This window comes from Streptomyces sulfonofaciens, from assembly GCF_014656295.1.
GTDB classification, from domain to species: Bacteria; Actinomycetota; Actinomycetes; order Streptomycetales; family Streptomycetaceae; genus Streptomyces; species Streptomyces sulfonofaciens.
On the sequence record NZ_BNCD01000002.1, the window covers coordinates 164,306 to 187,517 of the forward strand.

Genomic DNA, 23,212 nt, shown 5'->3' on the forward strand with positions numbered 1-23,212 from the left:
GGGACTCGTACTGCTGTTGCGCAGGGCTGGTGAACGGGGGCTGACTCATACGGAGGGCTCGACGGGGCGGAACTTGAACATCCCTCCCGGCTTGAGGGAGTCGTACAGATCCAGCAACGGCTGCGGACCGTCGGCGACTGCGGTGATCCTGGCGATCGTTCCGCCGGGAGTTCCCTGTTGCCACGCAGGGCGCGAGCCGATCGCGTACGGGACTTCGGCGTCCGTGATCTCCGGGAGGGCACGCAACTCGTCGGCGCTCGGTGCCTGCACGAGAACCGCCTCGAAGTCAGGTGCCTGCAGTGTGTAGTAACCGGCGCTGCGGACGGGCTTCGGGAACTCGGGCTGCGGACGCCCGGTGGCGATCGCGGCGCGTGCGAGGACCGAGTCGAAACCGCAGGAGTCGTGGAGCATCTCCGTGACCCCGCCGCCCAGACGGCTGTTCACCTCGATGACCCGCGGCCCCTTTGCCGTGAACATGATCTCGGTGTGGACCCCGGAGTTGGTGATGCCCATGGCGTTGATGGCCTTGGTGGCGCATTCGTACAGTTCCTCGACCAGTTCACCGCCCAGCACCGAAGGGAGGATCCCGCCGTTCTCGCGGAAGTTCCGCATCAGCAGCAGCTTGTCGGTGACCGCCAGATGCCGGATGCGGCCTTGCTGCACGAGCGACTCGACGCTGGTGTAGGGACCGTAGCGCGGATCGGTGTAGGGGCTGACACCGATCAGGAACTCCTCGAGGATGAAGTCCTGGGCGTCCCCGCCGCGGGGGTCCGACGCATAGCTGGCGCAAGCCGCCGTCCAGACGGCAGCCAGCTCGGCGGGATCGTCCACCCGGAAAGTGGCCATGCTGCCCGCACCGGCCAGCGGCTTCAGGATGGCCGGCGCACCCACCTGGTCGAACGCCTCCCTGAGCTGGTCCAGGGAGTGCACCTCCGCGAACGCGGGAACCGGCACACCCGCCTTGGCCAGCATCCGCCTCTGCTCCAGCTTGTTCCGCAGGGCGCGCATCGACCACGCGCTGTTCGCCGGCAGCCCGAGGGCGTTGGCCGCCGCGTGCACCGGCTCCATGGTCATCTCGCCGAATCCCATGATGCCGTGGGCTCCCCAGGAGCGGCCGAAGGCGACGAGTCGGCTCTCCGCCTCCTGCTGGTCGCGCATCGTCGTATGACCGCACCACTTGTCGAACTCCGCGGCCCTCGCCCGGTCCTTGACCTCGTTGCCGCTGGGAATCCACATCACATGGACGTCGTAACGAGCGCACAGCCGCGGCAGGTAGAAGGCGGGACGGGGGCCCGTGCTGACATCGAAGAAGAGAAGCCTCGGACGGTCCAGTTCGCCTGACGCCATCACCATGTCCTTCCTGTTCTGTGTTGTGCGAGGAGTCCGTCCTCGGGTTCGAGAAGGGGAGAGCCGTGCAGTGTCGCCCTGATTCCGTCGCCGGATCGCGCCTTGGAGCGCGTGGGCAGCAGGAGGTCCCTGGTGACCGCCGCCCCTTCCGCCAGGGCAGAACCGAGCGGATAGGCGCGCGCCGCAGGGGGGAGCGCGCCCTCCTCGCCGCTGAGCAGCACCCTGACGCCGCCCCCGCCCCCGGGTACCGCCCGAGCCGTGTTCCGCAGTCGGCGCAGCGTCTGCCGCGCCACCGCCTGCGAGGTGTCGAACAGCCGGGTTTCCGGGGGAAGCACACGGCGGATCCGATCGGCCACCAGCGGGTAGTGCGTACAGCCGAGCACGACCGAACGGCAGTGTGCGGGCGTCCGGTCGGCCGCTTCCGCGACCGCCGCGTCGACGGCACCCGCGTCACCGCTGTCCACGGCCTCAGCGAGCCCCGGACAGCTCACCTGGACCACGGTCTGCTCCGCCGCGAAGCGCCGGAGCAGCTCCGCTTGGTAGCTGCTCGCCGTGGTCCTCCGGGTGGCCCACACCGCGAACGGCCGCCCTGCCTCCGCGGCAGGCTTGACGGCGGGAACCGTCCCGATCACCGGGATTGCCGGCTCGAACTCCCGACGCAGTGCCTCGAGCGCCGTGACGCTGGCGGTGTTGCATGACAGCACCAAGGCACGGGCCCCGTGAAGAACGGCCTGCTCGGCACAGGCCAGCACCCTGTCCACGATGAATCCCGCCGGCCGCGGGCCCCACGGCGCACCCGCTGGATCGAGCGCGAGAACCATGTCGCTCGCCGGCTGCAGATATCTGATCCAGCCGGCGGTGGGCACGAGGCCGAGCCCTGAGTCGATCAGCCCAACAGTCATGACAGATCCCCGGTCTTCTGTCGTTGCGGATGGTGAGGGAGTGCGGAACCGGACGGCGGCCCTCCGGCCGCCGGGTCGCCCGCCGCGCGGCTGCCCGGGGCTGCGCCACCCACCCACCTCGTCTGCTGCGCAGCCGAGGTGAAGGAGAGCCCGCAGTCAGCGGTCGGATACGTGCCGTTACCGGAACCGGGCGCGAGCAGGTGCGTCATCAGGCCTTCCCGTGGTGACGTGCGTCGAGGGGGCGTGCTTCAGGTGCTATTGCGGAAGCTGCGCCGCGCGGGCGATGGTGCGTAGCCCGGCCAGCCATACGAACAGCGCAGCCGCGGCGGCGAGGACGCCGGCTCCGACGAACACCAGGCGCGGATTCCCGCCGTGCAGGCCCGCCAGCCCGCCGGCGATCATGATTCCCAGCGGGCTGGCGGCCAGTGCGGTCATCCGAGCCGTTGCGGTGACCCGCCCCAGCAGTGCACGCGGCACCACGGCTTGACGGGTGCTGCGGATGAGGACGAGAGCGAGCACCGAGGAGGCGCAGACGCCGAAGTTGAGTGCCGCGAGGACCGCGGCGGAACCGACCAGGCCCATGGCACCGAGCGACAGCCCCATCGTGGCGGTGCTGACGACGATGGTCCGCAACTGCCGCAGGGGCGTCCCAAGCCGGCTCGCCGCAAGCGCACCGGCGACCCCTCCGACACCGCCGGCGCCGACCACCAGGCCCACGGCTGAGCTGCCGAGCCCCAGCACGTTGTGTGCGAAGTACGGGATGAGCGTCGTCGCGGCGAGGAAGAAGTTGGCGAATGCCTGGCTCATGGTCAGCAGTGACACCAGTCGACTGGAGCGCAGGTAGCGCAGTCCTTCCGCGATGTCGTGCCGCAGAGAGGCGAGGGAGCTTCGCGCCCTGCCGGTCTCGCCGGCCATGACCCGTACCTGCCGGCCGCTGATGGCGAAGAACGCCAGCAGGGAGCACAGGTAGGTGGCCGCGTTGCCGAACAGTGCGGTGTGGAGTCCGAACACCGCCGTCAACAGGCCGAACAGGCCGGGCCCCACCGCCAAGGACGTCTGATTGGTCGCTTCCAGCCAGGAGTTGGCGCGTACCAGGCGCTCACCGCGGGCCAGGTCCCGTACCATCACGGCCAGTGCGGTGTCGAAGAAAACCCCCGCGCTCGAGGCCAGCAGGGCCAGCGCCAGCACCAGCCAGACCCGAAGTGCTCCGGCGTGGGCGAGCAGGGCCAGGCTCAGGAAGACACCAAGGCGCACGACGTCCATCAGCATCATGACCAGGCGTGGGTGGAAGCGGTCCACCAGGGCCCCGGCGATCAGACCGACCGCGAGGTAGCCGACTGTGCGCGGTGCCGAGGAGAGAGCAGCCGCGAAGGGGCTTCCCGTCAGGCTCAGAACGACCAACGGTATTGCCAGGAAAGCAAGACCGTCGCCCATGAGCGAGAATATCTGACCCCCGAAAAAAACAGCAAAACGGGAGGTCGAAAGCCTGGGATCCACTCCCTCTAATGACCCTGCGGAATCAGTTCCTAATGATCCCGTAGAACCAGTCATAGCCCCTCCCTGCGCGCCAGTCACCCGACTGGGGTCATCTTGTCGATCGAAGCAACAACACGCATGGATGTTACGCCGTTGCAGGTATGCAAAAAGAGCACCATGCAAACGGAAGACTCTCTGGAGAGTGAATTCTTCAGTCCTCGAAACTTCTCGAACGCGTCGGCGACTATACCTGTACAGCCGATGCCGATCAACAGATTCCCCGACGAGCGGCGCCTCGCGCCGAAGGGACCAAACGCCCGACATCGTCGAAATCGCCAACTGTATACAACCGCTTGGGCTTGCGCTCAATTCACCCCGGAGGGAACGCGGCGCGCCCCGGGTCCCGCCTTGAAGGTCGCCTCGATCCCTGGCCGAGCAGGTCGCAGCGGGAACGAAACATCCGGCGGGCGCACCGCCTCCTTGACGGGGCTCCGTTGCAGGGGCGGGCCCCAGAGAGTTGCCTTGGCCAACACAGGCTTCCATGTGATCTCGGTAACAGCGACTCGAAAACCGTGCTGCACCGGGGGCGGGGCAAAGAAAGCACGCGGGAGGCAGCGAGGAGAGCTTTGAGGAGAGCCTTTCGGTACACCGCACCGTCCTGCCGACCGCCTTGTAAGCTGCTGCGGCAGCCGTGGATCACCGGCCGCAACCGCTGCGGTCATCCGCCGCCGAGGCGCCGCGATCCCGGCAGCGGCGCATGAGTTGGCCCTCACCGGACGCCCCGCGGCCGGCGCACACGAGGAGATCGGACGTGACCGGCATTCGGGAGTTCACATGGCAGGTGGACGGTGAGGAGCTGAGCTGCGCCCTGGCCACGCCCCCGTACACGGTTTCCGCGGCGGAGCGAATCCTGATCATGCATGGCGCGGGCAACGGATCGAAGCAGCGCAATCTGCCTCTCGCCCGGGATTTCGCCGAGGCCGGCCATCAGACTCTGGCCTTCGACTTCTCCGGTCACGGGGCCAGTTCCGGTGCCCTGTCGGAGCTCAGTCTGCAACGGCGCCTCAATCAGGCGCTCGGCGTCCTGCATCGTTTTGCGCCGGATGGCGCGCCACTCTTTCTGGTCGGTTTCAGCATGAGCGGACAGACCGTTGCCGACCTGGTCGCGCGCCTTCGAGGGCGGGTGACGGGACTGTGCCTGTGCGCCCCGGGCGTCTACTCCCCCAGGGCCTGGGAGTTGCCGTTCGGCAAGGGCTTCACCGCGGTTCTGCGTGAACAGGAAAGCTGGGCGGAAAGCCTCGCCTTCGACGACTACGCCGATTTCGCCGGTCGGGCGGTGCTGGTGCTGCCCGAGCGAGACGACGTGATTCCTCCGGGGGTCACCTCGCGCATCGAGCAATCACTGCGACGGCGCGCCGCCTTCACCAAGATGGTGCTGGAGGGAGCCGATCACAAGCTCGGGGCGTGGCTCTCGCAGCGCCCCGAGGACCGCCGGCGGATCGTCCGGGCCGTCACCGCGACCGACCCCGAGCTGCCGGTCGCCGTCCCGGTGCCCGAGGCCGGCTGACGCCTGAGGGGGCCGGCCGGGCTACGGTCGACCGGCACGCGCGCGACGAAGCGTCGCCGCGCCCGCGGAACCCGCAGTGCATGCAGATCTGCCTGGCCGGCCCGGCCCGTGATCGCCGTGCGAAGCAGAGGCCGGCCCGGGCGGCCCCAGGCCCACGTCCGGAGCCGGAACTCGGCGCGCTCCCGGGACGGCCTGATCGCCCGCCAGGCACGGCGCCGGAACGGAACATCCAGCAGGATGACGGTGTCCGCCGCCTGGAGGCGGACGTCGGGTACGTCGTGGGGCCCGAGGCCGCCGTCCATGCTCCAGGTCTTGGGACCGGCCGGTTCCCGCTGGGCGGCCGCCCACTGGTCGAAAGGCGCGGCTCCAAGGCCCGGCCGCCGGAAGTGCTTGTCCGGCTCGATGACCGGAAGCCCGGTGGTCTCACCCAGGCGGGACGGGCCGCCAGGCCGGCTTCCCGGCACCGCCGCGGCCCAGGACCACCACCTGCTTCATGTCCACCGTGGTGCCAGGTCCGTCCACCGTGGTGCCAGGTCCGTTCCGCGGCACCCCCACCAAGGGCAGCCGGCGGGCCGGGACACACGGTGCCCAGGCCCGCCCGGTCCTCGCGCCAGGTCGCTCCCGCGCTCTTCCCCCCGCTACTCGTAGGTGAGGGTGATCGGGGCGTGGACGCTGTGGCGGGGCAGCGTGACGGTCAGGATCCCGGTGGCACCGTCCCAGTGGTACGCGTGCGGCGAGAGCCGTACCCCGGTCGCCGTGACCTTGGTGGGCGCGTGCGTCCCCATGAGCGAGAGCGTCCACCGGCGGTCCTTCACCTGGCCGGGGAAGGAGCCCTTCACCGCACCGATCGACACCGTGCCGCGCGCACCGCTGTGCCGGTAGCGGACCGTCGTCGTCGCGCTCCGGTTCTGCTGCGGCCCGGCCCCGTTGTCCTCGTAGAGGCTGTACGAGCCGTCGGCACCGGTGGCGACGCTCAGCGTGACGTCGGTCAACGGGTTGCGGTCGTTGTCCGTGACGTCGTGGGTGCGCGTGGGCAGGATGCCGCCGGCCTTGACGAACACCGGCATCGAGTCGAGGCTGGTGGTGATGTCCCGGGTGGTCCCGCCGGTGTAGGTCTTGCCGGTGAAGTAGTCCGTCCACGTGCCCGGTGGGAACCAGACCGAGGTGGTGGCCGAGTCGCCGGGCGTGGTCACGGGTGCCACGAGGACGTTCGAGCCGTAGAAGTACTCGTCGTCGGCCCGCGCGTACGCCTGCGCCTCGTCGGGATACTCCAGGTAGGTGGGCCGTACGATCGGCACGCCGGTGCGGTTCGCCTCGGCGGCGAGCGTGTAGGTGTACGGCAGCAGGTTCTCGCGGAGGTTGAGGAAGGCGTCGGCCGACTTCCGCGCCGCGTCGCCGTACTGCCAGGGCAGTCGGTCGCTGTGGTTGCTGTGCAGACGGTCGACCGGCTGGAAGGTGCCGAACTGGACCCATCGGGCGTACAGGTCGTCGGGCAGCTTGTGCGTGGTGAGGGTCCGCCCGCCGTCGGTGTAGGTCTCCGAACCGGTCAGCCCCGTCGTGTCGTTGTGGCCGCCGATGTCATGCGTGATGGCCGCCATCCCGGTCGCGGCCGACTCGCCCGGGGTGTAGCCGACCTCCAGCTTCAGGGTGCCCCATGTGGAGGAGGTGTCGCCGGTGAAGTGGACGGTGGTGCGCTTGTCCGCCCACGGGCCGGTCGGCAGCGCCTGCTGGCCGCTGTACCCGCCGGCCTGCAGCGAGCCGTACGCACGGGAGAGGACGAAGCCACGGCCGAGGGTCTGGGCGTCGGCGGTGGCGTACTGCTGGTTGATCCACGCGTCGGGACTGACGCCCGGCAGCGACGACTGCGACGCGTCGCAGCACCAGTCCAGCCACCAGAAGTCGTTGCCCGCCCGGTCCAGGGACCGGTGCAGGTCCATGTACGCCTTGAGCTGGTCCGGGTCGCCGAAGTCGAACGTGTAGCAGTTGTCCTCGACCTCGGCGCCCGAGGCGCAGCCGCCCTTGTGCAGCTTGCCCTTCGCCGTGGCCTGCGCCTGGGCGAACTGGGGGTCGGAGGCAAGGATGCTGGGGTGCACGTTGAGGGTGTTGTGCAACCCCTGTGCGGCGGACCAGTCGAAGAACCCCTTCGGATCGGGGAACTTCGCCGTGTCCATCTCCCAGGCGCTCCAGTCGTTGACGGCCTTGTAGTCCGTGTCCGTGACGAGGACGTCCAGCGGCACGCCCTCGGACCTGAAGGCCGGCAGGATCGTGTTCTCGTAGTCCGCCGCGGTGCGGTCGATGTACTCGGAGTACCAGACACCGTAGGCCCACGCAGGCAGCAGTGCGGGCGGCCCGGTCAAGGTGGCCAGGTCCGCGAGCCCCTGCTTGTAGTCGTGCCCGTAGCCGAAGACGTAGCCGTCCTGGTAGGGCTCACCCCCGTGGCCGGGACGCGGTGTGACCTTCTGTGCCGCGGTGTCGTACAGGGCCGACGGAGTGTCGTCGAGCAGGTACCAGCCGTCCTCGTTCAGCAGCCCGGGCGTCGTCACGGGCGCGGCGCCGCTGCCGGTCACACCGTCCAGACCCCGGCGGTAGCCGCCGAGCGCGACGTGCGGCGGGGGCGCCGCCCGATCGGCGGCCGTCACCGAGACGGTGTCCGCGTTGACGTGGCAACTGGCCGCGTCCGGGCAGTCGAGGGTGATGTCGTCGGATCCCGCCTTGAGGCTGACCGGAACGGATGCCGTCTGCCAGTCGTCCCAGTCCCTGGTCGCGGGGAACGACAGGGTGCGGGTGTCGCCGCCCGCGGTCACGGAGCCCTCGCGGCTCTGGTGGAGGCCGTCGCTGCCCGCGCCGTTGGCGTAGCGCACGTGCAGCGTGTAGTCGCCGTCGGCGGGCACGCCGACCACGTGGGTGGTCAGGCTCGACCCCTGGCTCAGTTCGGCGACGAAGCCGCTGCCCGCGTATCCCTTGTGGTCGGTCGCGCTGACCGCCGTGCCGCCGATTCGCCCGGCCTCAGCCTCGCAGCTCACGCCGTAGCGGCAGTCGGGGATCGCGGTCGTGGAGGCCGGGGGGTAGGCGTCGCCAGGCCGGACGAGCGCGAGGCTGTCGACGTTGACGTCGCCGGAGTCCGCGGCGGTCCGGGTCAGGGTGAGGGTGTGGTGCCCGGCGCCGAGCGCGACGCTCGCGGTGGCGAGTTTCCAGGTGTCCCAGTTCGCCGTGGTCGGCAGGCTGATGGTCTGTGCGTCCCCGCCGTCGACGGAGAGCGTCAGCGTACGGGTCGTGTTCTTGCCGTCGCCCCCCAGGGAGTTGGCGTACCGCAGGTCGAACTGGTAGGTCCCGGCGGTGCTGACATCGATGTCAGCCGACGCCGAGCTGCCCGTGCTCTCGAATCCCGCCGCAAATCCCGCTCCCGTGTGACCGTCGTGGTCGGAGCTTACGGAGACGCCGTTGAGCAGCAGGTTCTCGGCCTCGCACAACGCGCCGGGCGTGCAGGTCAGCCGCTGCCAGGGAGTTGACGTCACCGGGGTGCTGCCGGCGTCCTGCTGCACGGTGAGGTTCTGTGCGTCGAACTGCCCGGACCCGACCCGGTAGCGCAGCGCCATCGCGCTCGTCCTGATGGTCAGCCAGCCGCCGGAGGTCCTGGCGCTGTAGGCCGCCGGTGCGAACCCCTCGCGGCCGATCGCGTTGAACGTCGCGTCGTCGGTGAACTTGCGGTCGCCCGCGTACTCGGTGCGGATCAGTGTCGGCGAGAGGATCTGGAAGCGGGCGTCCCCCGACGAGACGGTCGGGATGGGGTGGGTGGCGGCGGGGGGAGCGCCGGCCGATGCCGTACCGCCACCTGCCAGCGTCATGGCGGCGGCAGTGCTCAGAACGGCGGTGAGGCCGATCTGCCGCCGCAGGGGTCTGGGCCACCGCCGCATTGATCGGCGTCTCATGGGCAACTCCGCTCTCAGGTCGGCCGGGCGGTACATCCATGCCGCGCCGACCGACGACCGCCGGGACCAAAGGGATCCCTCGCGGCAGGAACGATTCCATCGTTGGAAATCGTGCAGTTGGCATGACAGCACGTTCACCGGAGGATGTCCATAAGACGATGACGTCCCGGTTGACCGGCCACCGGAGGGCGCAGCCCGTCCGGCCGCGGCTGCGCACCAGCAGGCAGGTGATCGCGGCGCACGGCGTCTCACCGGGCGTGCTCCGGACCGGGCGGCACCCGGGTACGGCAGCGGGGCCGGCCCGGATGCCGCCTCCGTCTCAGCGGACACGGGAATGCCGGTGAACGCGGCGGCCCTGCGACGTCCTTCGCCCGCGTTCTCCTGCGCGTCCTTCATCCGAGTCCTTGGTCCGAGTCCTGCGTTCGCGTTCTCCGTTCGTCTTCCGTACGCGTCTTCCCTCCGTGTCCTCCGTACGCGTCTTCCGTCCGCGTCGCGCTCCGCGGGGTGTGCGCGGGCGCACTTCCCCGCTCAGGTGCCCCGTCCCGGTCAGGGGGGTGGTGTCAGACGGAGGGTGGGGAGGGCGTGGAGCGTGCGGCCGTGAGGGCCGTTGGTCGTGGTGGCGGTGAGGAGGGAGTTGAGGACTGATTCCTCGACCACGTCCATGATCGCTTCGAACAGGGGGTCGAGTTCCTGGTCCCGCAGACGAGGAGGGCCAGGGTGGACGGACAGCGCAAGGGCGTAGTCGCCGCTTGAGTGGGTGTAGGCGGCCCCCACCCGGGCCAGGGCGAAGACCGCGCGGCGGGCGAGCCGGGTGAGGTGGCGGGCGTCGAGGGGGGCGTCGGTGGCGGCGACGATCATGCAGGAGCCCGGGGCCGCGATGTCGAGGGCGGGTGGGGGCGGCACTCCGACGGAGGCCGGGGTGAGGGGCGTGCCGAGGACGCGCAGGGTGCCGGGGAAGTTCGCCTGGACCAGCACTCCGATGGTGGCCCTTTCCCCGGCCAGGTCCAGCACCCGCGAGGCGGTGCCGATGCCCGCCTTGAAGCCGAGGGCGCCCGTGCCCGTGCCCGCTCCGACGCAGCCCTGCGCCACCGGGCCGCTGCGGGCGCCGTCGAGTGCGGCACGGACGTGGGTCCGGGTGATCGGCCGGGCCCGGATGTCCGAGAGGTAGCCGTCGTTGCACTCGCCGACGACCGGATTGAGGCTGCGCACGTCGGCGCACTCGGGCCGGTCGAGCATCCATCCGATCAGGGCGTCGGCGACGCGGAACGTGGACAGCGTGGAGGTGAGCAGGACGGGGGTCTCGATCGTGCCCAGCTCGGCGATCTGAGTCGTCTCCACCAGCTTGCCGTACCCGTTGCCGCAGAAGACGCCCGCCGGCAGCGGGGTGCGAGGGGTGACGGCGGCACCTGCCCCGCTTGCCGCGGGGGCGGGCACGATCGCGGTCACGCCGGTGTTCACCTCCGGAGCGCGCCGGACCGTGGTGTGGCCTACCCGTACGCCCGGCACGTCGGTGATGGCGTTGTGCGGGCCGGGCGGCAGGTCGCCGAAGGCCAGCCCGATCTCGCGTGCCGACGGCCTCGCCCTCATGACGCGGGCGTGGTGTCGTCCCACGGCGCGGTGGGCAATCGCGGGCCGCCTCCCGGTCCACGCCTTCCCCACGCGGTCGGGGCGGCGGGCGCGACGGCCGGTGAGTCCGGCCGGGGCCCGGCCCGGTGGGCGCTGCCGCTCGGCGGGCCACTGCGCATCCTCGCGGTCGACGACCACGGTGCGCAGCGCCCGGTCATCGCCTGGGCCCGTGGTGCAGGTGCGGTCTGCCGTGTGCCGTCATCGCTGTCTCCCGTTTCTCCTCCGCGGCCCGGCACCTGTTCGGTGGGGACGGCCTCCAGGGTTCCAGTCAAGCAGCGGACCGGGGGGTTCGGGTACCGTTCGCCCACCCTGGGCGGCGGTGCTGCCTGCACCGCCGGCACCGTCCGATCACTCCGGGAGCCGGCATCCCGCTTCACCGATCGTTTCGGCAGCGCATCGGGGAACTCCGGAGTCTTCTCCACTCCGGCTGTCCACCACTGTGCTCCACCAACCGGAGAGCGCATTTCACAGCCGACGTGGCGAGCAGGCGGCACGCGCCGGACGCCCTCAGGTGACGCGGTGTCCTCACTCTGAAACGATCAGTTCGGGTGGTTTGTCGCGATCCACGCGAGAAACCCGGTTATCGAGGTGATATCCGTCATTTCTCGATCGGGAGGGTGCGATGACCAAGGAGAGGAAACTCGGCAAGGGGGACAAGGTGACCTGGTCGAGCCACGGCAGCAAGGTCCCCGGCACGATAAAGAAGAAGATAACCAGCAGGATGCGGGCGGGCGGCCGCACCGTGGACGCGTCGCCGGACGACCCGCAGTACGAGGTGGAGAGCGAGAAGTCCGGCCGCAGGGCCGTGCACAAACCGCAGTCGCTGCGCAAGAAGGGCGGCGGGTGACCGTGGGGGAGCAAGGCCGTCGCGACGAGGTGATCGCGCAGTTCGACGAGGCGGTCAACATGACCCCCACCGAGCTGGAGCGCTGGCTGGGGACCGAGGACTCCCGGCAGGTCGGGCAGAAGGCGTCCCGGGGCGGGGAGAGCGTGGGGCACGCCTCGGGGCGCCGCATCGCCGAGCTGAGGCAGAAGAAGAAGGGCGACCTCACTGAGGACGATCTCGCCCATATGCGCAAGGTCGTGGGGTACGTGCGCCGTCATCTGGCCCAGCAGCCGTCGGGAAGGGTGCAGGACGCACCGTGGCGGTACTCGCTCATGAACTGGGGTCACGACCCCTTGAAGGACGACGGGAACGGGTCCCGGCGCTAGCCAGGGGGTGTTGTGTGGATCATGCTGGGTTCGCGTGGTCCGGCACGCGCGTCCGCGGCGGCGTCGGTCCCCGACGCTCCGCGTGGACTCCCTCCTGCGCCTTGCGGCCGCACGCACCAGACCGTTCCCCGATCCGGTTCGATCCGGCCCGATCCGAAGGCAGGACCCTGGAAGCCTCCGCTCATGGCCCCGGGAGGGCGGGACCGGACGGCGCCGGTGTGAGCCGCCGCGCCCTCCCCGGGCCCTGGCCACGGGGCGCCGACGGCCTCGGGTTCGGCCGCCGGTACGGCAGGACACGGCACGCTCCGGCAGGGCAGGGCAGGGCAGGGCACGCCGCGGCGGACGTGAGCGGCGGCCGGGACGACGGTACCTTTCGGCGGTGCGGCAGCGGGTACGGGATGTGGCCCGGCGCGGCGGCACCCGACGGCGGAGGAGGTTCGGCATGCGCCGTCCGGCGGTGATCGAGGCGCCGTCCGTGCTCGGCCTGAGCCCTTCCGGGGTCGAGGACCTGCCTGCGGCACTGCTCGACGCCGGTCTGCCGGCCGCTCTCGGGGCGGAGTCGGCCGGGCGCGTCGAGGCTCCGGAGTACGACCCGCGGCGGGACGGCGACACCGGGATCCGCAATCCGGCGGGCATCGCCGAGTACTCCGCCCGGTTGGCCGACACCGTCGGCGGGGTCCTCGACCGGGGCGGGTTCCCCGTGGTCCTCGGCGGGGATTGCAGCATTCTGCTCGGCAACCTCCTTGCCCTGCGGCGCCGCGGACGTCATGGGCTGCTGTTCATCGACGGCCACACCGACTTCTACCAGCCCTCGGCCGAGCCCAACGGTGAGGCGGCGTCGATGGAACTCGCCCTGGCCACGGGGCGGGGACCTCGCCTGCTGGGTGATCTCGAAGGCCGCGGTCCGCTGGTGCGTGATGAGGACGTCGTGGCCTTCGCCTTCCGCGACGCGGACGAGTCCGCCGCTGAGGGCATGCAGCCCCTGCCGCCCCGGTTGCACGCGATCGACCTCGCCGGCGTGCGCGCGGTCGGTGCTGCCACGGCAGCGCGCCGGGCGGTCGACCGGCTCGCCGCCGCAGCGAGCGCCGGGTTCTGGGTCCACCTGGACTCCGATGTCCTGGACGACGCGATCATGCCCGCCGTCGACTACCGGCTGCCCGGCGGACTGAGCTGGTCCGAACTGGAGGGAGCCCTGGGGGCGGCGCTGGCGGACGAGCGAGCCCTGGGACTCGATGTCACGATCTTCAACCCCCGCCTCGACCCAGATGGGAGCATCGCGGCCCGTCTCACCGAGTGCCTGTGCCGCGGGCTGTCCGCGCGGACCGGTCGGTGACGTCGGTGACGTCGGTGACGTCGGTGGATCTGGTGGAACTGGTGGATCCGGTGGGGCGGGTGGATCGGGTGGGGCGGTGGGGAGGCGGGTGGTGTGGTGGCCGACCGGCATCACCTCTGCCGTAGGGAGACACCAAGAGCGCGGTCGAGGGCCTTACCGGGCTGCGAACGTCGTTCCCGGGCGGCAGGTCGCGCCAACCGGTGCCGCCGGTGGACGCGACCGGTGGCGGTGTACCACTGGGTGGCGAGAACGGCGGCAAGAGCGGCTTCGACCAGATCGCCGCCGTAGTACATCAGCCGGGCTGCCGTGTGCAGGTCCGCGGCCGTGAAGGAGGTGCCCGGCGGGGGTGCGGCGTAGAACATCCCGGCGAGGACGGTGTGGGCCCATCCAGCAGCCAGCAGGGTGGTACCGCGCCAGGCCGCACTCCACCGGCGGCGCACCGGGTCGAGCTGGCAGACGGCCGACGTGAACAGCAGGCCGGCGGCCAGGACGTGGGCGTGCACCGCCGCACCGAGCACCGGCTGGTGATGGGCGGCGGCCAGCAGGGGCGTGCGGTGCAGCAGCCACAGGCCGCCGAGGTCGAGGACAGCGGCCAGGGGCGGGGTGAGCAGCCAGGCAGCGGGCCGCGAGTGCGCCACGGCCAGCAGGCCGCGCCGCGCCGGTCCGGGAGGCAGGGCACGCAGCGTCAGTGTGAGGGGCCGGGCCAGGGCCAGCAACAACGGTGCCGCCATGGCGGTGAGGAGGTGCCGGGCCACGTGGACGGTGAACGGACCGCCCGGCAGCGGGGCGGTCATCGCGAGCACGAGGATGGTGCTGCCGGCGGTGAAGGAGGCGTCCCGCAGGCGGGGCCAGGCGTCCCCGCGCCGTCGTAGCCGCGCGGCGGCCGCCAGATAGGCGACGGCGGCCGACACGACGGCCGCGGCCACCGCTGCCCCGACGGCCCCGGTACCGGTCCCGGTGGCGGGGTGGGCCTGGGTCTGGGCGAGGATCATGTGCGCGTCCGGTGTGGTGCGCGGCTGCCCGCACGCACGGTCAGGGCGGCGCCGATGAGCAGCAGGGCGAACCCGGCCAGGTTCCACGCCCAGTCGTAGGGGGTGAGTTCGACGCCGTAGCGGATCTGGTGCAGACGCAGCAGCTTGTGGTCGACGATGCCGTCGAAGAGCTGGAAGGCGCCGAGACCCAGGAAGAAGCCCGCCCAGGCATGCGCGGGTGCGAGTGCACGGCGTCGGCGCAGGTCGGCGAAGAGGGAGAACCCGGCGACCAGGGCCAGCAGCTCGCCGGTGTGCAGCAGTCCGTCCGTCAGCAGGGCGAGGCCGAAGGTGGAGCGGTCGTAGAAGTGGTGCCAGTGCAGGATCTGGTGGAAGAGGATCTCATCGACCGCGGCCATGACGGCCACACCGATCAACGCGCACACGGCCAGTGACCGGCGCGGCTGAGGACGGTCGTCGTACCGGGCCGGCGGGGCCGGTTCGCTCGTCATCGCTCGGTGCCTTCTCGTGCCTTCTCGTGCCTTCTCGGGTGTTCTCAGGCTTCTCGGTGTCTTCCGGCTGTGTTCGGTCTCCTCGGCGGGCACACCCCCGGGTGCGGTACGCCTTCCCCGGAGGGCCGCGCCAGGCCCGCTGCTTGCGGCATCCGGGTGAGGTCTCCTGCTGTACCCATGCGCTTCACCGGGCCGGACCAGTGCTGGGTGCCCGCGTGCGGGTACTCCTTGCGACATGATGAAGCGCGCACTGTGGCAGGGCCTCCTCGCCGGCACGGCCGGGGTGGTGGTGATGACGCTGGGGGAGAAGGCCGAGCAGCGCCTGACCGGCCGGCCCGGCTCCCACGTCCCGGCGCGGACCCTGGAACGGGTGGCGGGGATGCCGGAGCGCCCCGGGCGTCAGCCGGTGCCGGTGAACTGGGCGATGCACTACGGCCAGGGCATCCTGCTCGGTGTGCTGCGGTCGGTGATGGCGCACGCGGGGCTGCGCGGACCGCTGTCGTCGGCGAAGTTCACGGTGGTACGACTGACCAACGACCAGATCCTGGAGAACGCCACCGGCGTGGGCGCCCCACCGGAGACCTGGCCGCGTGGCGAACTGGTCGTGGACCTGCTGCACAAGGCCGTCTACGCCTTCACCACCGGAGCCGTCGCCGACGCCCTGGCCGCCCGCTCGGGCCCAGGCCCGGGACAGCGGCACGCCGCGATGCGCCCGGGACGGCACACGGACGTCGGACCGCCGCCGCGCTGAAGCGGTGAGCGGGGGCGCACCGCCTTCCAGGTGAGGCCCGGCCCCGTCCGCGCCGGCGCCGGAACGGCGGCCTCCTCCGGGCCGCCGTGTTCTCGAACCTCGGCCGGCAGTCCGCCGAAGGCGCGGTGGTGACGAGAATTACTCCCGGCATTCCGCTACGCAGGCGCCCAGCATCCACTCACAGCAGTGCCGAAAAGAACCAGCCGTGTCGTCATTCCGGTCGTGGAACTCCGTGATGATCCGGCCGTCCTCGATACGTGACACTCCCACTTGCTCAGTGAAGTCGATTTTCAGTACGTCACGTTCGCGCCTGACGCACCGTACTGAATACCTGTCGGCGGCCTCGGGGTACTCGGCGAACACCTCGTTGATTGCGGCGAAGAACTCCGGGTCTCGCTCCGGCCCGCAGGCGGGCTTTGCGTCCATGGCTACTCTCCCAAGGGTCGGGTGCTCCCCCTCCCCGGCAGCCATGGTCCTTCGGTTGCGACGCAGGCGCCACTCGGCCCGTGCCGCGGCGTACATGCATCCAGGACTGGAGGCGGCCGGTACTTCCCCGGAACATCTCGCGATCACGGATCGGGCGCGAAGGAGGCCCACTGGGTGCGGGGTGCAGGGAGCTGTTCACAGGAACCGGGAGACCGTTGCCGTGGCTCGCTCGCATCGGATATCGCTACAGGCGCCAATAAAGCAACGCTCCGCAGGAATGTGCATACCGGTCTTCAGGTCTGCCGTCCCGTTCTTCCGTGCTGTCGAGGATCGGGGACCCGCCGCCACCGGGACGACGGGCGAGGAGGGCGCGCGTGGCGGGGTCGGTTCGCCGTCGGGGCCCGTGCGAGCGTGGCGTAGCCTGCCGCATCCCAGGTCGGTCTGCCCCCGGGCGGGCCGAGCCGGCCGTCGCGTCGGAACTGCTGGTTGTCCCAATCCCCGCCGGCATCACGCGGCTTCAGCTCCACGGGGTCCGGATGCGGTCCCGCGACAGCGCCCGCACCAGGTCCCGCCCGAACCGCAACCCGCCCATCCAGGGGCCCCGGTTCAGGGGGAGAGCAGGGAGTCGTCGTGCGGACGCGCGCCCGGCAGATGGTGGCGCGCGGCCACCAGCGCCGCGTCGATGTCCCGGGTGCCCGTGGAGACGCACAGGCTGTAGGCGAGGTCGTCCATGCGCCGGCGTGCCTGCGGCGAGCCGTTCTCGGCATGCAGTGCACGCAGCGCGGTGTATTCCTCGACGAGTTCGTGCAGAACCACCGGATGGGCCAGCAGCACGGTCGAGCCTCCTTGTCGGTTCGGGTGTTCGGCGCCTGGCGCCGGGTGCGTCGATGACGGGACCGGTGCTCCGGTGCCCGTCCCGCCCGGCTCCAAACGTCAGGGCGACGCTGCCGGGCGGGTGACCCCGGACCGCAGGAGGGTCAACCGCAGAAGGGCCAAGGAGCGCCATGGAGCGCCAAGGGGGTGCCAGGGTGTCAAGAAGCCCCGGGGGAGCGCCGCCGCGAACGGGTCGCGCATGACGACAGCCTCGGCACGCCGGTGCAACCGGGCCGTGCCGGCGCATCCTCTCTGGTCGCGACGCCGTGCCTGCTCCGCCCGGCGGCAGCGTTATGTCCGTGAAATCCAGAATGCCCGATCAAGAGCCTTTCTCCGGTCGACGGAAAATCATCGATGATGCCCTCGTTTACCTGGAACTTGTTGTTGCATGACCAACTCTTGGTTAATCTGCTCCTGTCGGTGATCAGGAGGTAACGGTCAGTGGTGACCCATCCACACCTGACACTCCCCACAAGGGAAATTTGAGAACGCGTCTTCCCGCGTCCCGTCCAGGCAGGTGCGCACCGCATACGGCGGCCTGCAGGGGCACGGGACCACGCACAGGCCGAGGGCGCGCCGCATGACGCGACGAGCCCCCGGCACAGCCCGCTGACGTGCTGTGCCCCGTCGCCGGCCGGAGCTTCGCAGGCAGAGGCCGGCAGGACCGCACGACCCACGTCAACGTAACCAACTCCCGGGAGGGTACCCGTGAAGCACCCCCAACGGCTACGCGCAGCGGTGGCCGAAGAAGGCACGACGCCGCTCATCGGCGTCTTCGACATGTTCTCGGCGTCGGTGGCCGCCCAGCACTACGACGGCATCTTCGTCTCCGGCTTCGGCTTCGCCGCCTCCCACTACGGGCTGCCGGACATCGGGTTCATCGCCTGGCCCGACATCGTCAACTTCACTCAGCGGCTGCGCCTGGCCTTCCCCGGGCAGCACCTCCTGGTGGACATCGACGACGGGTACGTCGACCCCGAGACCGCCTGCCACGTCGTGCAGCACCTGGAGGCGATCGGCGCCTCAGGGGTGATCCTCGAGGACCAGAAGCGGCCGCGGCGCTGCGGGCACGTGGACGGCAAGCAGGTGCTCCCGCTGGAGGAGTACCTGGAGAAGCTGAACATGGTGCTGGAGTCCCGCCGTGATCTGGTGGTGGTGGCCCGCACCGACGCCACCGAGGAGGACGAGATCCTGCGCCGAGCCAAGGCGCTGGCGGCCACCGACGCGGACGTGATCCTGGTGGACGGGGTGCGCAGCGTCGACTGGATCCGCAGGGTGCGGGCGGTCATCGGCGACAAGCCGCTGCTCTTCAACCAGATCGCGGGCGGCAGATCGCCGCGGCTGTCCCTGCCCGAGCTGTCCGCGCTGGGCGTGAACGCCGCCATCTACAGCACCCCGTGCCTGTTCGCGGCCCAGACCGCGATCCACGGGGCGCTGACCGAGCTGAAGCGGGCGGACGGCCGGCTCCCGGAGCACACCCCGGGCAGCGTGGGCGTCCAGGAGTCCCTTGCCCTGCTGGAGAAGAACATCAGCCGGCACCACGGCCGGACCCCCGCAGAGGTGGGCGCCGGCTGACGGTCCGCGCTCCCCGCTGACACGGGCGGGGCTCCGGCCGAGCCGTTGCGGTCCGGGGCCCCGCCTTCCCCTCCCGCCGTCGCCCGGGCGGCCGTCCGGATCGTTTCGGCCGTCCGGGGCGCTCGGGCTGTCCGGGGCGCTGGGCCGGCAGCCCCGGCACGCTCCTCGGCCTGCCGCGGCAACCGCGGCACGAGGGGACGGCTCGTGCGGAATGACGCGCCGTCGTGCCCGCGGCGGCCCGCCGTGCAGGGGCGCCGACGCCCGTGCGGCCGTGCCCTCGTCCCCGATGCCCCCGGCTCACACCCCCCGTCCTGACCGGAAGGCGAGCCCTGCCGATGTCCCCCTTCACCGCACCGCACACCCTGCTGCGCCGCGTCGACCGGTACGTCCTCGCGCTGCTCGCCACGGTCGGTCTGGCCGCGCTGCTCCCGGCCGGCGGCGGACCGGCCGAGGCGCTCGACGTCGCCACCAAGGCGGCGGTGGGGCTGCTGTTCTTCCTCTACGGCGCCCGTCTCTCCCGCGCCACGGCCCTGGCCGGACTGCGCCACTGGCGCCTGCACCTGCCGATCCTGCTGTGCACCTTCGCCGTCTTCCCGCTGCTGGGCCTGGCCGCCGGTCTGCTGCCGACGGCGTTGCTCAGCCACGATCTGGCCACCGGAGTGCTCTTCCTGTGCCTGCTCCCCTCCACGGTGCAGTCGTCCGTGGCCTTCGTGTCGATGTCGCGCGGCAACGTCGCCGCCGCGATCTGCTCGGCGTCCTTCTCCAACCTGCTCGGCGTTCTGCTCACCCCGGCCCTGGCCGCCCTGCTGCTGACACACGGCGGCGCCGCCGTACGCTTCTCGACCGAGCGCGTGATCGACATCGTCGTACAACTCCTGGTGCCCTTCCTGGCCGGTCAGTCGGTGCACCGCTGGATCGCGCCCTGGATCACCCGGCACAAACTGCTCACCACCCTCACCGATCGCGGCTCCATCCTGCTGGTGGTCTACGCCGCGTTCAGCGAGGGCATGAACGAGGGCATCTGGAGCCGGGTCTCCGCCGGGCGCCTGCTGTTCCTCGCGGCGCTGTGCGGGGTGCTGCTGGCCTCGGTGCTGTGGCTCACCGGGCACTCCGCGCGCCGGCTCGGCTTCCCGCACGAGGACCGGATGACCGTGGTGTTCTGCGCCGCCACCAAGAGCCTGGCCAGCGGCCTGCCGATCGCCACGGTGCTGTTCGCCGAGGCCGAGGTGAGCCTGGTCGTGCTGCCGCTGATGCTGTACCACACCATGCAGCTCATGAGCTGTGCGGCGCTCGCCCGGCGCTGGTCCGGCACCCCCGGTACCGGGCCGGCGGACTCCGCCCCGGTGCCCGGGCCCGACGCCCCCCGGCGCGCCCCCGGGCTGCGTGGCTGACCCGCACGGGTCTCGTACGGCGGCACCGGTCGCGCCCTCGGACCGGGGGCCCTCGCCCACCTGCTGCCGTCGGACGGGGTCGGGAGCGCCCCGCCCGACGGCCGCGTGCAAGAGCCCACCTCCACCGCTCCCGGCTGAACGGTCCCGCGCCCGCCGCCGTTCCTCCTTCCGTACACCCATACGGAGAACGACCTCTCGCAGTGCGCCCCCCGCGGGCGGCCGCCTCCGAGAGGCGCGGGTGCACAGGAGCGGATGCCGGCCCTGTGCGCCCACGAGCACCAAGGAGAACGCGATGACGGACAACGACGCGCAGCAGGGCACGCTGGGCAGACGCGGCCTGCTCGGCGGCGGACTCGCGGCCGTGACGACCACCGCGCTCGCGGCGCCCGCCTCGGCGGAGGGCGGGACGGCCACGTCGGGGGCGAGCGCCGGGGCGACCGTGCCGGAGGGCGAGTTGCTCGGCTACAGCCTGCCGCTCAGCGCACGCGGCACCGCGCAACTGGTCGCGGCGCCGCCGTGGCACTACGTCGGCGAGGTGGTGGGCGTGGAGTTCTGGACGTCCTCCGACGCCGCAGAGGCCGCGCTGCCCGCGGGCCTGACGCCCGACCCCACCACGTCGGGACACGGCTACGCCCTCTTCATCGACTGGCAGTTCTCCGGCGACGAGCAGGAGTACCTCGACCCCGTGCGCAGCCAGTACGCGGAGTTCCTCGTACTGCTCGACGCGCAGTGGCAGGGCGCCCCCGTCGCCTGGTGCCCGTTCATCTACGTCGACAACGACGCGGCCCTGGCCCGCGGCTGGTTCCAGGGCTTCCCCAAGAAGCTGGGCGCCATCCGCCAGACCCGCGCCTTCGCCGTCGACAGCAAGGCCGCGCCGGCCGTGGGGCCCGGGGGCACCTTCGCCGCCAGCATGTCCGCCGCGGGACACCGGCTCGCCGAGGCCCGGGTCACCCTGGAGAAGACGGCCACGAGCCTGCCCGCCCTGAGCCGTCCGATCGTGAACCTGCGGCACTTCCCCCGGCTTTCCGCCGGGCAGTACGACAATCCGGCCGTGCACGAACTCACCCAGTCCGTGCTGGACGACCCGTAGGTGGCCGAGGTCTGGACCGGCAGCGGAGACCTCGGCTTCTTCGCCGCACCGCACGAGGAGCTGGCCGACCTGAAGGTCGCACGCACCGGAGCGGGCTTCCGCGGCGCGCTCTCCTACACCGTGACCGACCTGAAGATCCTCACGGGCCCCGACGCGTAGGAGGTCCGGCCGGGCTCCCCTCCCTCACCGGCCCGTACGGCGCATCCGTGCCTCGGCCGGCGGTCCCGTACGCGCCGCCGGCCGGAGCCGATCCGGGGGACACCGCCCCTCGACGGACCCGCCGGCGCCGTGGGCGCACTCCCGGTGTCGCGGACCGCCGCGGGCCTTCACCGCTCGGCACCGCCCGGGCACCGGACGGCTCGCTCGCGGGGAGGGGCCGTGCCCGGGGGCGCCCCACGGCACGCGGTGCGGCACCGCTTCGGGAGGATGCGGTCCGTCCACGGCGGACGACGAAAGGCAGGAGATCACCGCTCCTCGCCACTCTCAACCTATAGCGCACCCGGGGCCTTGCGGCAAGGCCCGGGCCGTGCCGCAGAATCTCCCGCTGTAGCCGGTACCTGCGGAGATCAGGGCTTCGCGGGACGCGCACCGTTGCCGACGTACGGGTCGCCCTCGTGGGACGTTCGGCCCGGCGAGGGGACGCGCGGTGCGGTTGCGGGGAGACGGCGCGGCGCGCGGGTGCGCCCGCCGCCGGGCCGCGCGGAGCAGCCGGCCGGCGTTCACCTTGGCACAGGGGGGTTCCATGATTGACGTGATCGTGGTCGGCGGGGGGCCGACCGGCCTGATGCTGGCCGGCGAGTTGCGGCTGCACGGTGTGCACGTGGTCGTGCTGGAGAAGCTGGCCGAGCCGACCGGGCAGTCCCGCGGGCGCGGCCTGCACGCGCGCAGCGTCGAGCTGATGGACCAGCGCGGCCTGCTGGAGCGGTTCCTCGCGGTCAGTGAGAAGTTCCAGGTCGGCGGTCTGTTCGGAGGCATCGTGAAGCCGTGGCCGGACCGGCTCGACACGGCTCACCCGTACGGCCTCGCCACCCCGCAGCCGACCACGGAGCGGCTGCTCGACGAACGTGCCCTCGAACTCGGCGCCGAGATCCGGCGCGGCTGCGAACTCGTGGGGCTGAGCCAGGACGGGGACGGGGTGAACGTCGAGCTGGCGGACGGCACGCACCTGCGCTCGCGCTACCTCGTCGGGTGCGACGGCGGTCGCAGCACGGTGCGCAAGCGGCTGGGCGTCGCTTTCCCCGGCGAGCCCGCCAGGGTCGAGACGCTGCTGGGCGACATGGAGGCGGCCGAGGACCCGGCGACCGTCGCAGCCGTCGTCGCGCGGGTCCGCACGACGCAACTGCGGTTCGGCGCCACTCCCGACGTGGACGGGCACGCGGGGGTGTACCGCATCATCGTGCCCGCCGGCAAAGTCGCCGAGGACCGTACGACCCCGCCCACCCTGGACGAGTTCAGACAGCGGCTGCGGGCCGTTGCGGGCACCGACTTCGGCGTGCACTCGCCGCGCTGGCTCTCCCGGGTCGGCGACGCCACCCGGCAGGCCGAGCGCTACCGGGTCGGCCGGGTGCTGCTGGCCGGCGACGCGGCGCACATCCATCCGCCGACCGGCGGGCAGGGCCTCAACCTCGGCGTGCAGGACGCGTTCAACCTCGGCTGGAAGCTGGCCGCCGCGGTCAACGGCTGGGCACCGCAGGGGCTGCTGGACAGCTACCACGCCGAACGCCACCCGGTGGGCGCCGCCGTGCTGGACAACACCCGCGCGCAGATCACCCTGCTGGGCAGCGAGCCGGGTGCGACAGCGCTGCGGGAGCTGTTCTCGCGGCTGATGGACTTCGAGGAGGTGAACCGGTACGTGACCGGGCTCATCACCGCGGTCGAGGTCCGCTACGACTTCGGCGAGGGCCACGAACTGCTCGGCCGGCGGATGCGGGACGTGGGGCTGGAGCGGGGCCGCCTCTACGAGCTGATGCACGGCGGCCGCGGACTGCTGCTCGATCAGAGGGGCCGGCTCTCCGCGGCGGGCTGGGCGGACCGGGTCGACCACGTGGTCGACGTCAGCGCGGAACTGGACGTGCCCGCGGTGCTGCTGCGGCCGGACGGCCACGTGGCCTGGGCCGGTGAGGACCAGCAGGAGCTGCTCGGGCGGCTGGCCCAGTGGTTCGGCGCCGCCACCGGCTGAGGCCACGGTCGCGGGCAGGCTGCCCGCTGTGCGGCGTGCGCCGTTTGCGCCGTGC

At 71.6% G+C, this 23,212-nt stretch carries 19 protein-coding genes; 10 read left to right on the forward strand and 9 right to left on the reverse strand.

Features of this window, described 5'->3' with window-relative positions:
- Positions 1-45 precede the first annotated feature (45 nt).
- From IE313_RS03715 to IE313_RS03725, 3 genes are all read right to left on the reverse strand, one after another.
- Positions 46-1,347 carry an ATP-grasp domain-containing protein gene (locus IE313_RS03715; RefSeq protein WP_189929433.1) on the reverse strand — a complete coding sequence of 434 codons (1,302 nt, stop codon included), beginning with the start codon at positions 1,345-1,347 and terminating at the stop codon, positions 46-48.
- Positions 1,347-2,249, reverse strand: coding sequence for a glutamate racemase (locus IE313_RS03720; protein ID WP_189929434.1), 903 nt, complete (start codon positions 2,247-2,249; stop codon positions 1,347-1,349). The genes IE313_RS03715 and IE313_RS03720 overlap by 1 nt, the downstream gene beginning before the upstream one ends.
- A 255-nt stretch (positions 2,250-2,504) precedes the next feature.
- On the reverse strand, positions 2,505-4,268 hold the full coding sequence (locus tag IE313_RS03725; RefSeq protein WP_308439132.1) for an MFS transporter: 1,764 nt from the start codon (positions 4,266-4,268) through the stop codon (positions 2,505-2,507).
- A gap of 268 nt (positions 4,269-4,536) precedes the next feature.
- Here IE313_RS03725 and IE313_RS03730 point away from each other — a divergent pair, with 268 nt between their 5' ends.
- Positions 4,537-5,292 carry an alpha/beta hydrolase gene (locus IE313_RS03730; protein ID WP_229924357.1) on the forward strand — a complete coding sequence of 252 codons (756 nt, stop codon included), beginning with the start codon at positions 4,537-4,539 and terminating at the stop codon, positions 5,290-5,292.
- A 638-nt stretch (positions 5,293-5,930) separates the two neighbouring features.
- On the opposite strand, the gene IE313_RS03735 is transcribed toward IE313_RS03730, so the two are convergent.
- Positions 5,931-9,221: a TIM-barrel domain-containing protein gene (locus IE313_RS03735; protein WP_506005224.1), complete on the reverse strand. Its 3,291-nt coding sequence runs from the start codon at positions 9,219-9,221 to the stop codon at positions 5,931-5,933.
- 546 nt (positions 9,222-9,767) lie between these two features.
- Positions 9,768-10,808: a P1 family peptidase gene (locus tag IE313_RS03740; RefSeq protein WP_189929436.1), complete on the reverse strand. Its 1,041-nt coding sequence runs from the start codon at positions 10,806-10,808 to the stop codon at positions 9,768-9,770.
- 661 nt (positions 10,809-11,469) lie between these two features.
- Between IE313_RS03740 and IE313_RS03745 the strand changes: the two genes are divergently transcribed.
- The 3 genes from IE313_RS03745 (at position 11,470) to IE313_RS03755 (ending at position 13,392) form a co-directional block, all read left to right on the forward strand.
- A complete protein-coding gene (locus IE313_RS03745; protein ID WP_189929437.1) occupies positions 11,470-11,694 on the forward strand; it encodes a hypervirulence associated TUDOR domain-containing protein in 225 nt (74 codons plus the stop codon).
- A complete protein-coding gene (locus tag IE313_RS03750; protein WP_268256683.1) occupies positions 11,691-12,059 on the forward strand; it encodes a DUF3140 domain-containing protein in 369 nt (122 codons plus the stop codon). Before IE313_RS03745 ends, IE313_RS03750 begins: the two co-directional genes overlap by 4 nt.
- Before the next feature lie 442 nt (positions 12,060-12,501).
- On the forward strand, positions 12,502-13,392 hold the full coding sequence (locus IE313_RS03755) for an arginase family protein (RefSeq protein ID WP_189929438.1): 891 nt from the start codon (positions 12,502-12,504) through the stop codon (positions 13,390-13,392).
- 110 nt (positions 13,393-13,502) lie between these two features.
- Here the strand turns inward: IE313_RS03755 and IE313_RS03760 are convergent, their stop codons facing one another.
- Positions 13,503-14,384: a cytochrome c oxidase assembly protein gene (locus IE313_RS03760; RefSeq protein ID WP_189929439.1), complete on the reverse strand. Its 882-nt coding sequence runs from the start codon at positions 14,382-14,384 to the stop codon at positions 13,503-13,505.
- A complete protein-coding gene (locus IE313_RS03765) occupies positions 14,381-14,872 on the reverse strand; it encodes a DUF2243 domain-containing protein (protein WP_189929440.1) in 492 nt (163 codons plus the stop codon). The genes IE313_RS03760 and IE313_RS03765 overlap by 4 nt, the downstream gene beginning before the upstream one ends.
- Before the next feature lie 235 nt (positions 14,873-15,107).
- Between IE313_RS03765 and IE313_RS03770 the strand changes: the two genes are divergently transcribed.
- Positions 15,108-15,623, forward strand: coding sequence for a hypothetical protein (locus tag IE313_RS03770; protein ID WP_189929441.1), 516 nt, complete (start codon positions 15,108-15,110; stop codon positions 15,621-15,623).
- Positions 15,624-15,761: 138 nt separating this feature from the next.
- Here the strand turns inward: IE313_RS03770 and IE313_RS03775 are convergent, their stop codons facing one another.
- Both IE313_RS03775 and IE313_RS03780 read right to left on the reverse strand, forming a co-directional pair.
- Positions 15,762-16,049 carry a hypothetical protein gene (locus tag IE313_RS03775; RefSeq protein ID WP_189929442.1) on the reverse strand — a complete coding sequence of 96 codons (288 nt, stop codon included), beginning with the start codon at positions 16,047-16,049 and terminating at the stop codon, positions 15,762-15,764.
- A 606-nt stretch (positions 16,050-16,655) separates the two neighbouring features.
- Positions 16,656-16,883, reverse strand: coding sequence for a DUF5133 domain-containing protein (locus IE313_RS03780; RefSeq protein WP_189929443.1), 228 nt, complete (start codon positions 16,881-16,883; stop codon positions 16,656-16,658).
- Positions 16,884-17,630: 747 nt separating this feature from the next.
- Between IE313_RS03780 and IE313_RS03785 the strand changes: the two genes are divergently transcribed.
- The 5 genes from IE313_RS03785 to rox all read left to right on the forward strand — a co-directional run bounded on the left by IE313_RS03785 (position 17,631) and on the right by rox (position 23,157).
- Positions 17,631-18,497, forward strand: a complete 867-nt coding sequence (locus IE313_RS03785; RefSeq protein ID WP_189929444.1) for an isocitrate lyase/PEP mutase family protein — start codon at positions 17,631-17,633, stop codon at positions 18,495-18,497.
- Between the two features lie 335 nt (positions 18,498-18,832).
- Positions 18,833-19,888: a bile acid:sodium symporter family protein gene (locus IE313_RS03790; protein ID WP_189929445.1), complete on the forward strand. Its 1,056-nt coding sequence runs from the start codon at positions 18,833-18,835 to the stop codon at positions 19,886-19,888.
- 292 nt (positions 19,889-20,180) lie between these two features.
- Positions 20,181-20,978 (forward strand): acetoacetate decarboxylase family protein, encoded by a 798-nt coding sequence (locus IE313_RS03795; protein WP_229924358.1) that lies wholly within the window; start codon positions 20,181-20,183, stop codon positions 20,976-20,978.
- Positions 20,979-21,137, forward strand: coding sequence for an acetoacetate decarboxylase family protein (locus IE313_RS34955; RefSeq protein WP_229924359.1), 159 nt, complete (start codon positions 20,979-20,981; stop codon positions 21,135-21,137).
- Between the two features lie 583 nt (positions 21,138-21,720).
- Complete coding sequence (rox, locus tag IE313_RS03800) at positions 21,721-23,157, forward strand: rifampin monooxygenase (RefSeq protein WP_189929446.1); 1,437 nt, start codon at positions 21,721-21,723, stop codon at positions 23,155-23,157.
- Positions 23,158-23,212: the final 55 nt, after the last annotated feature.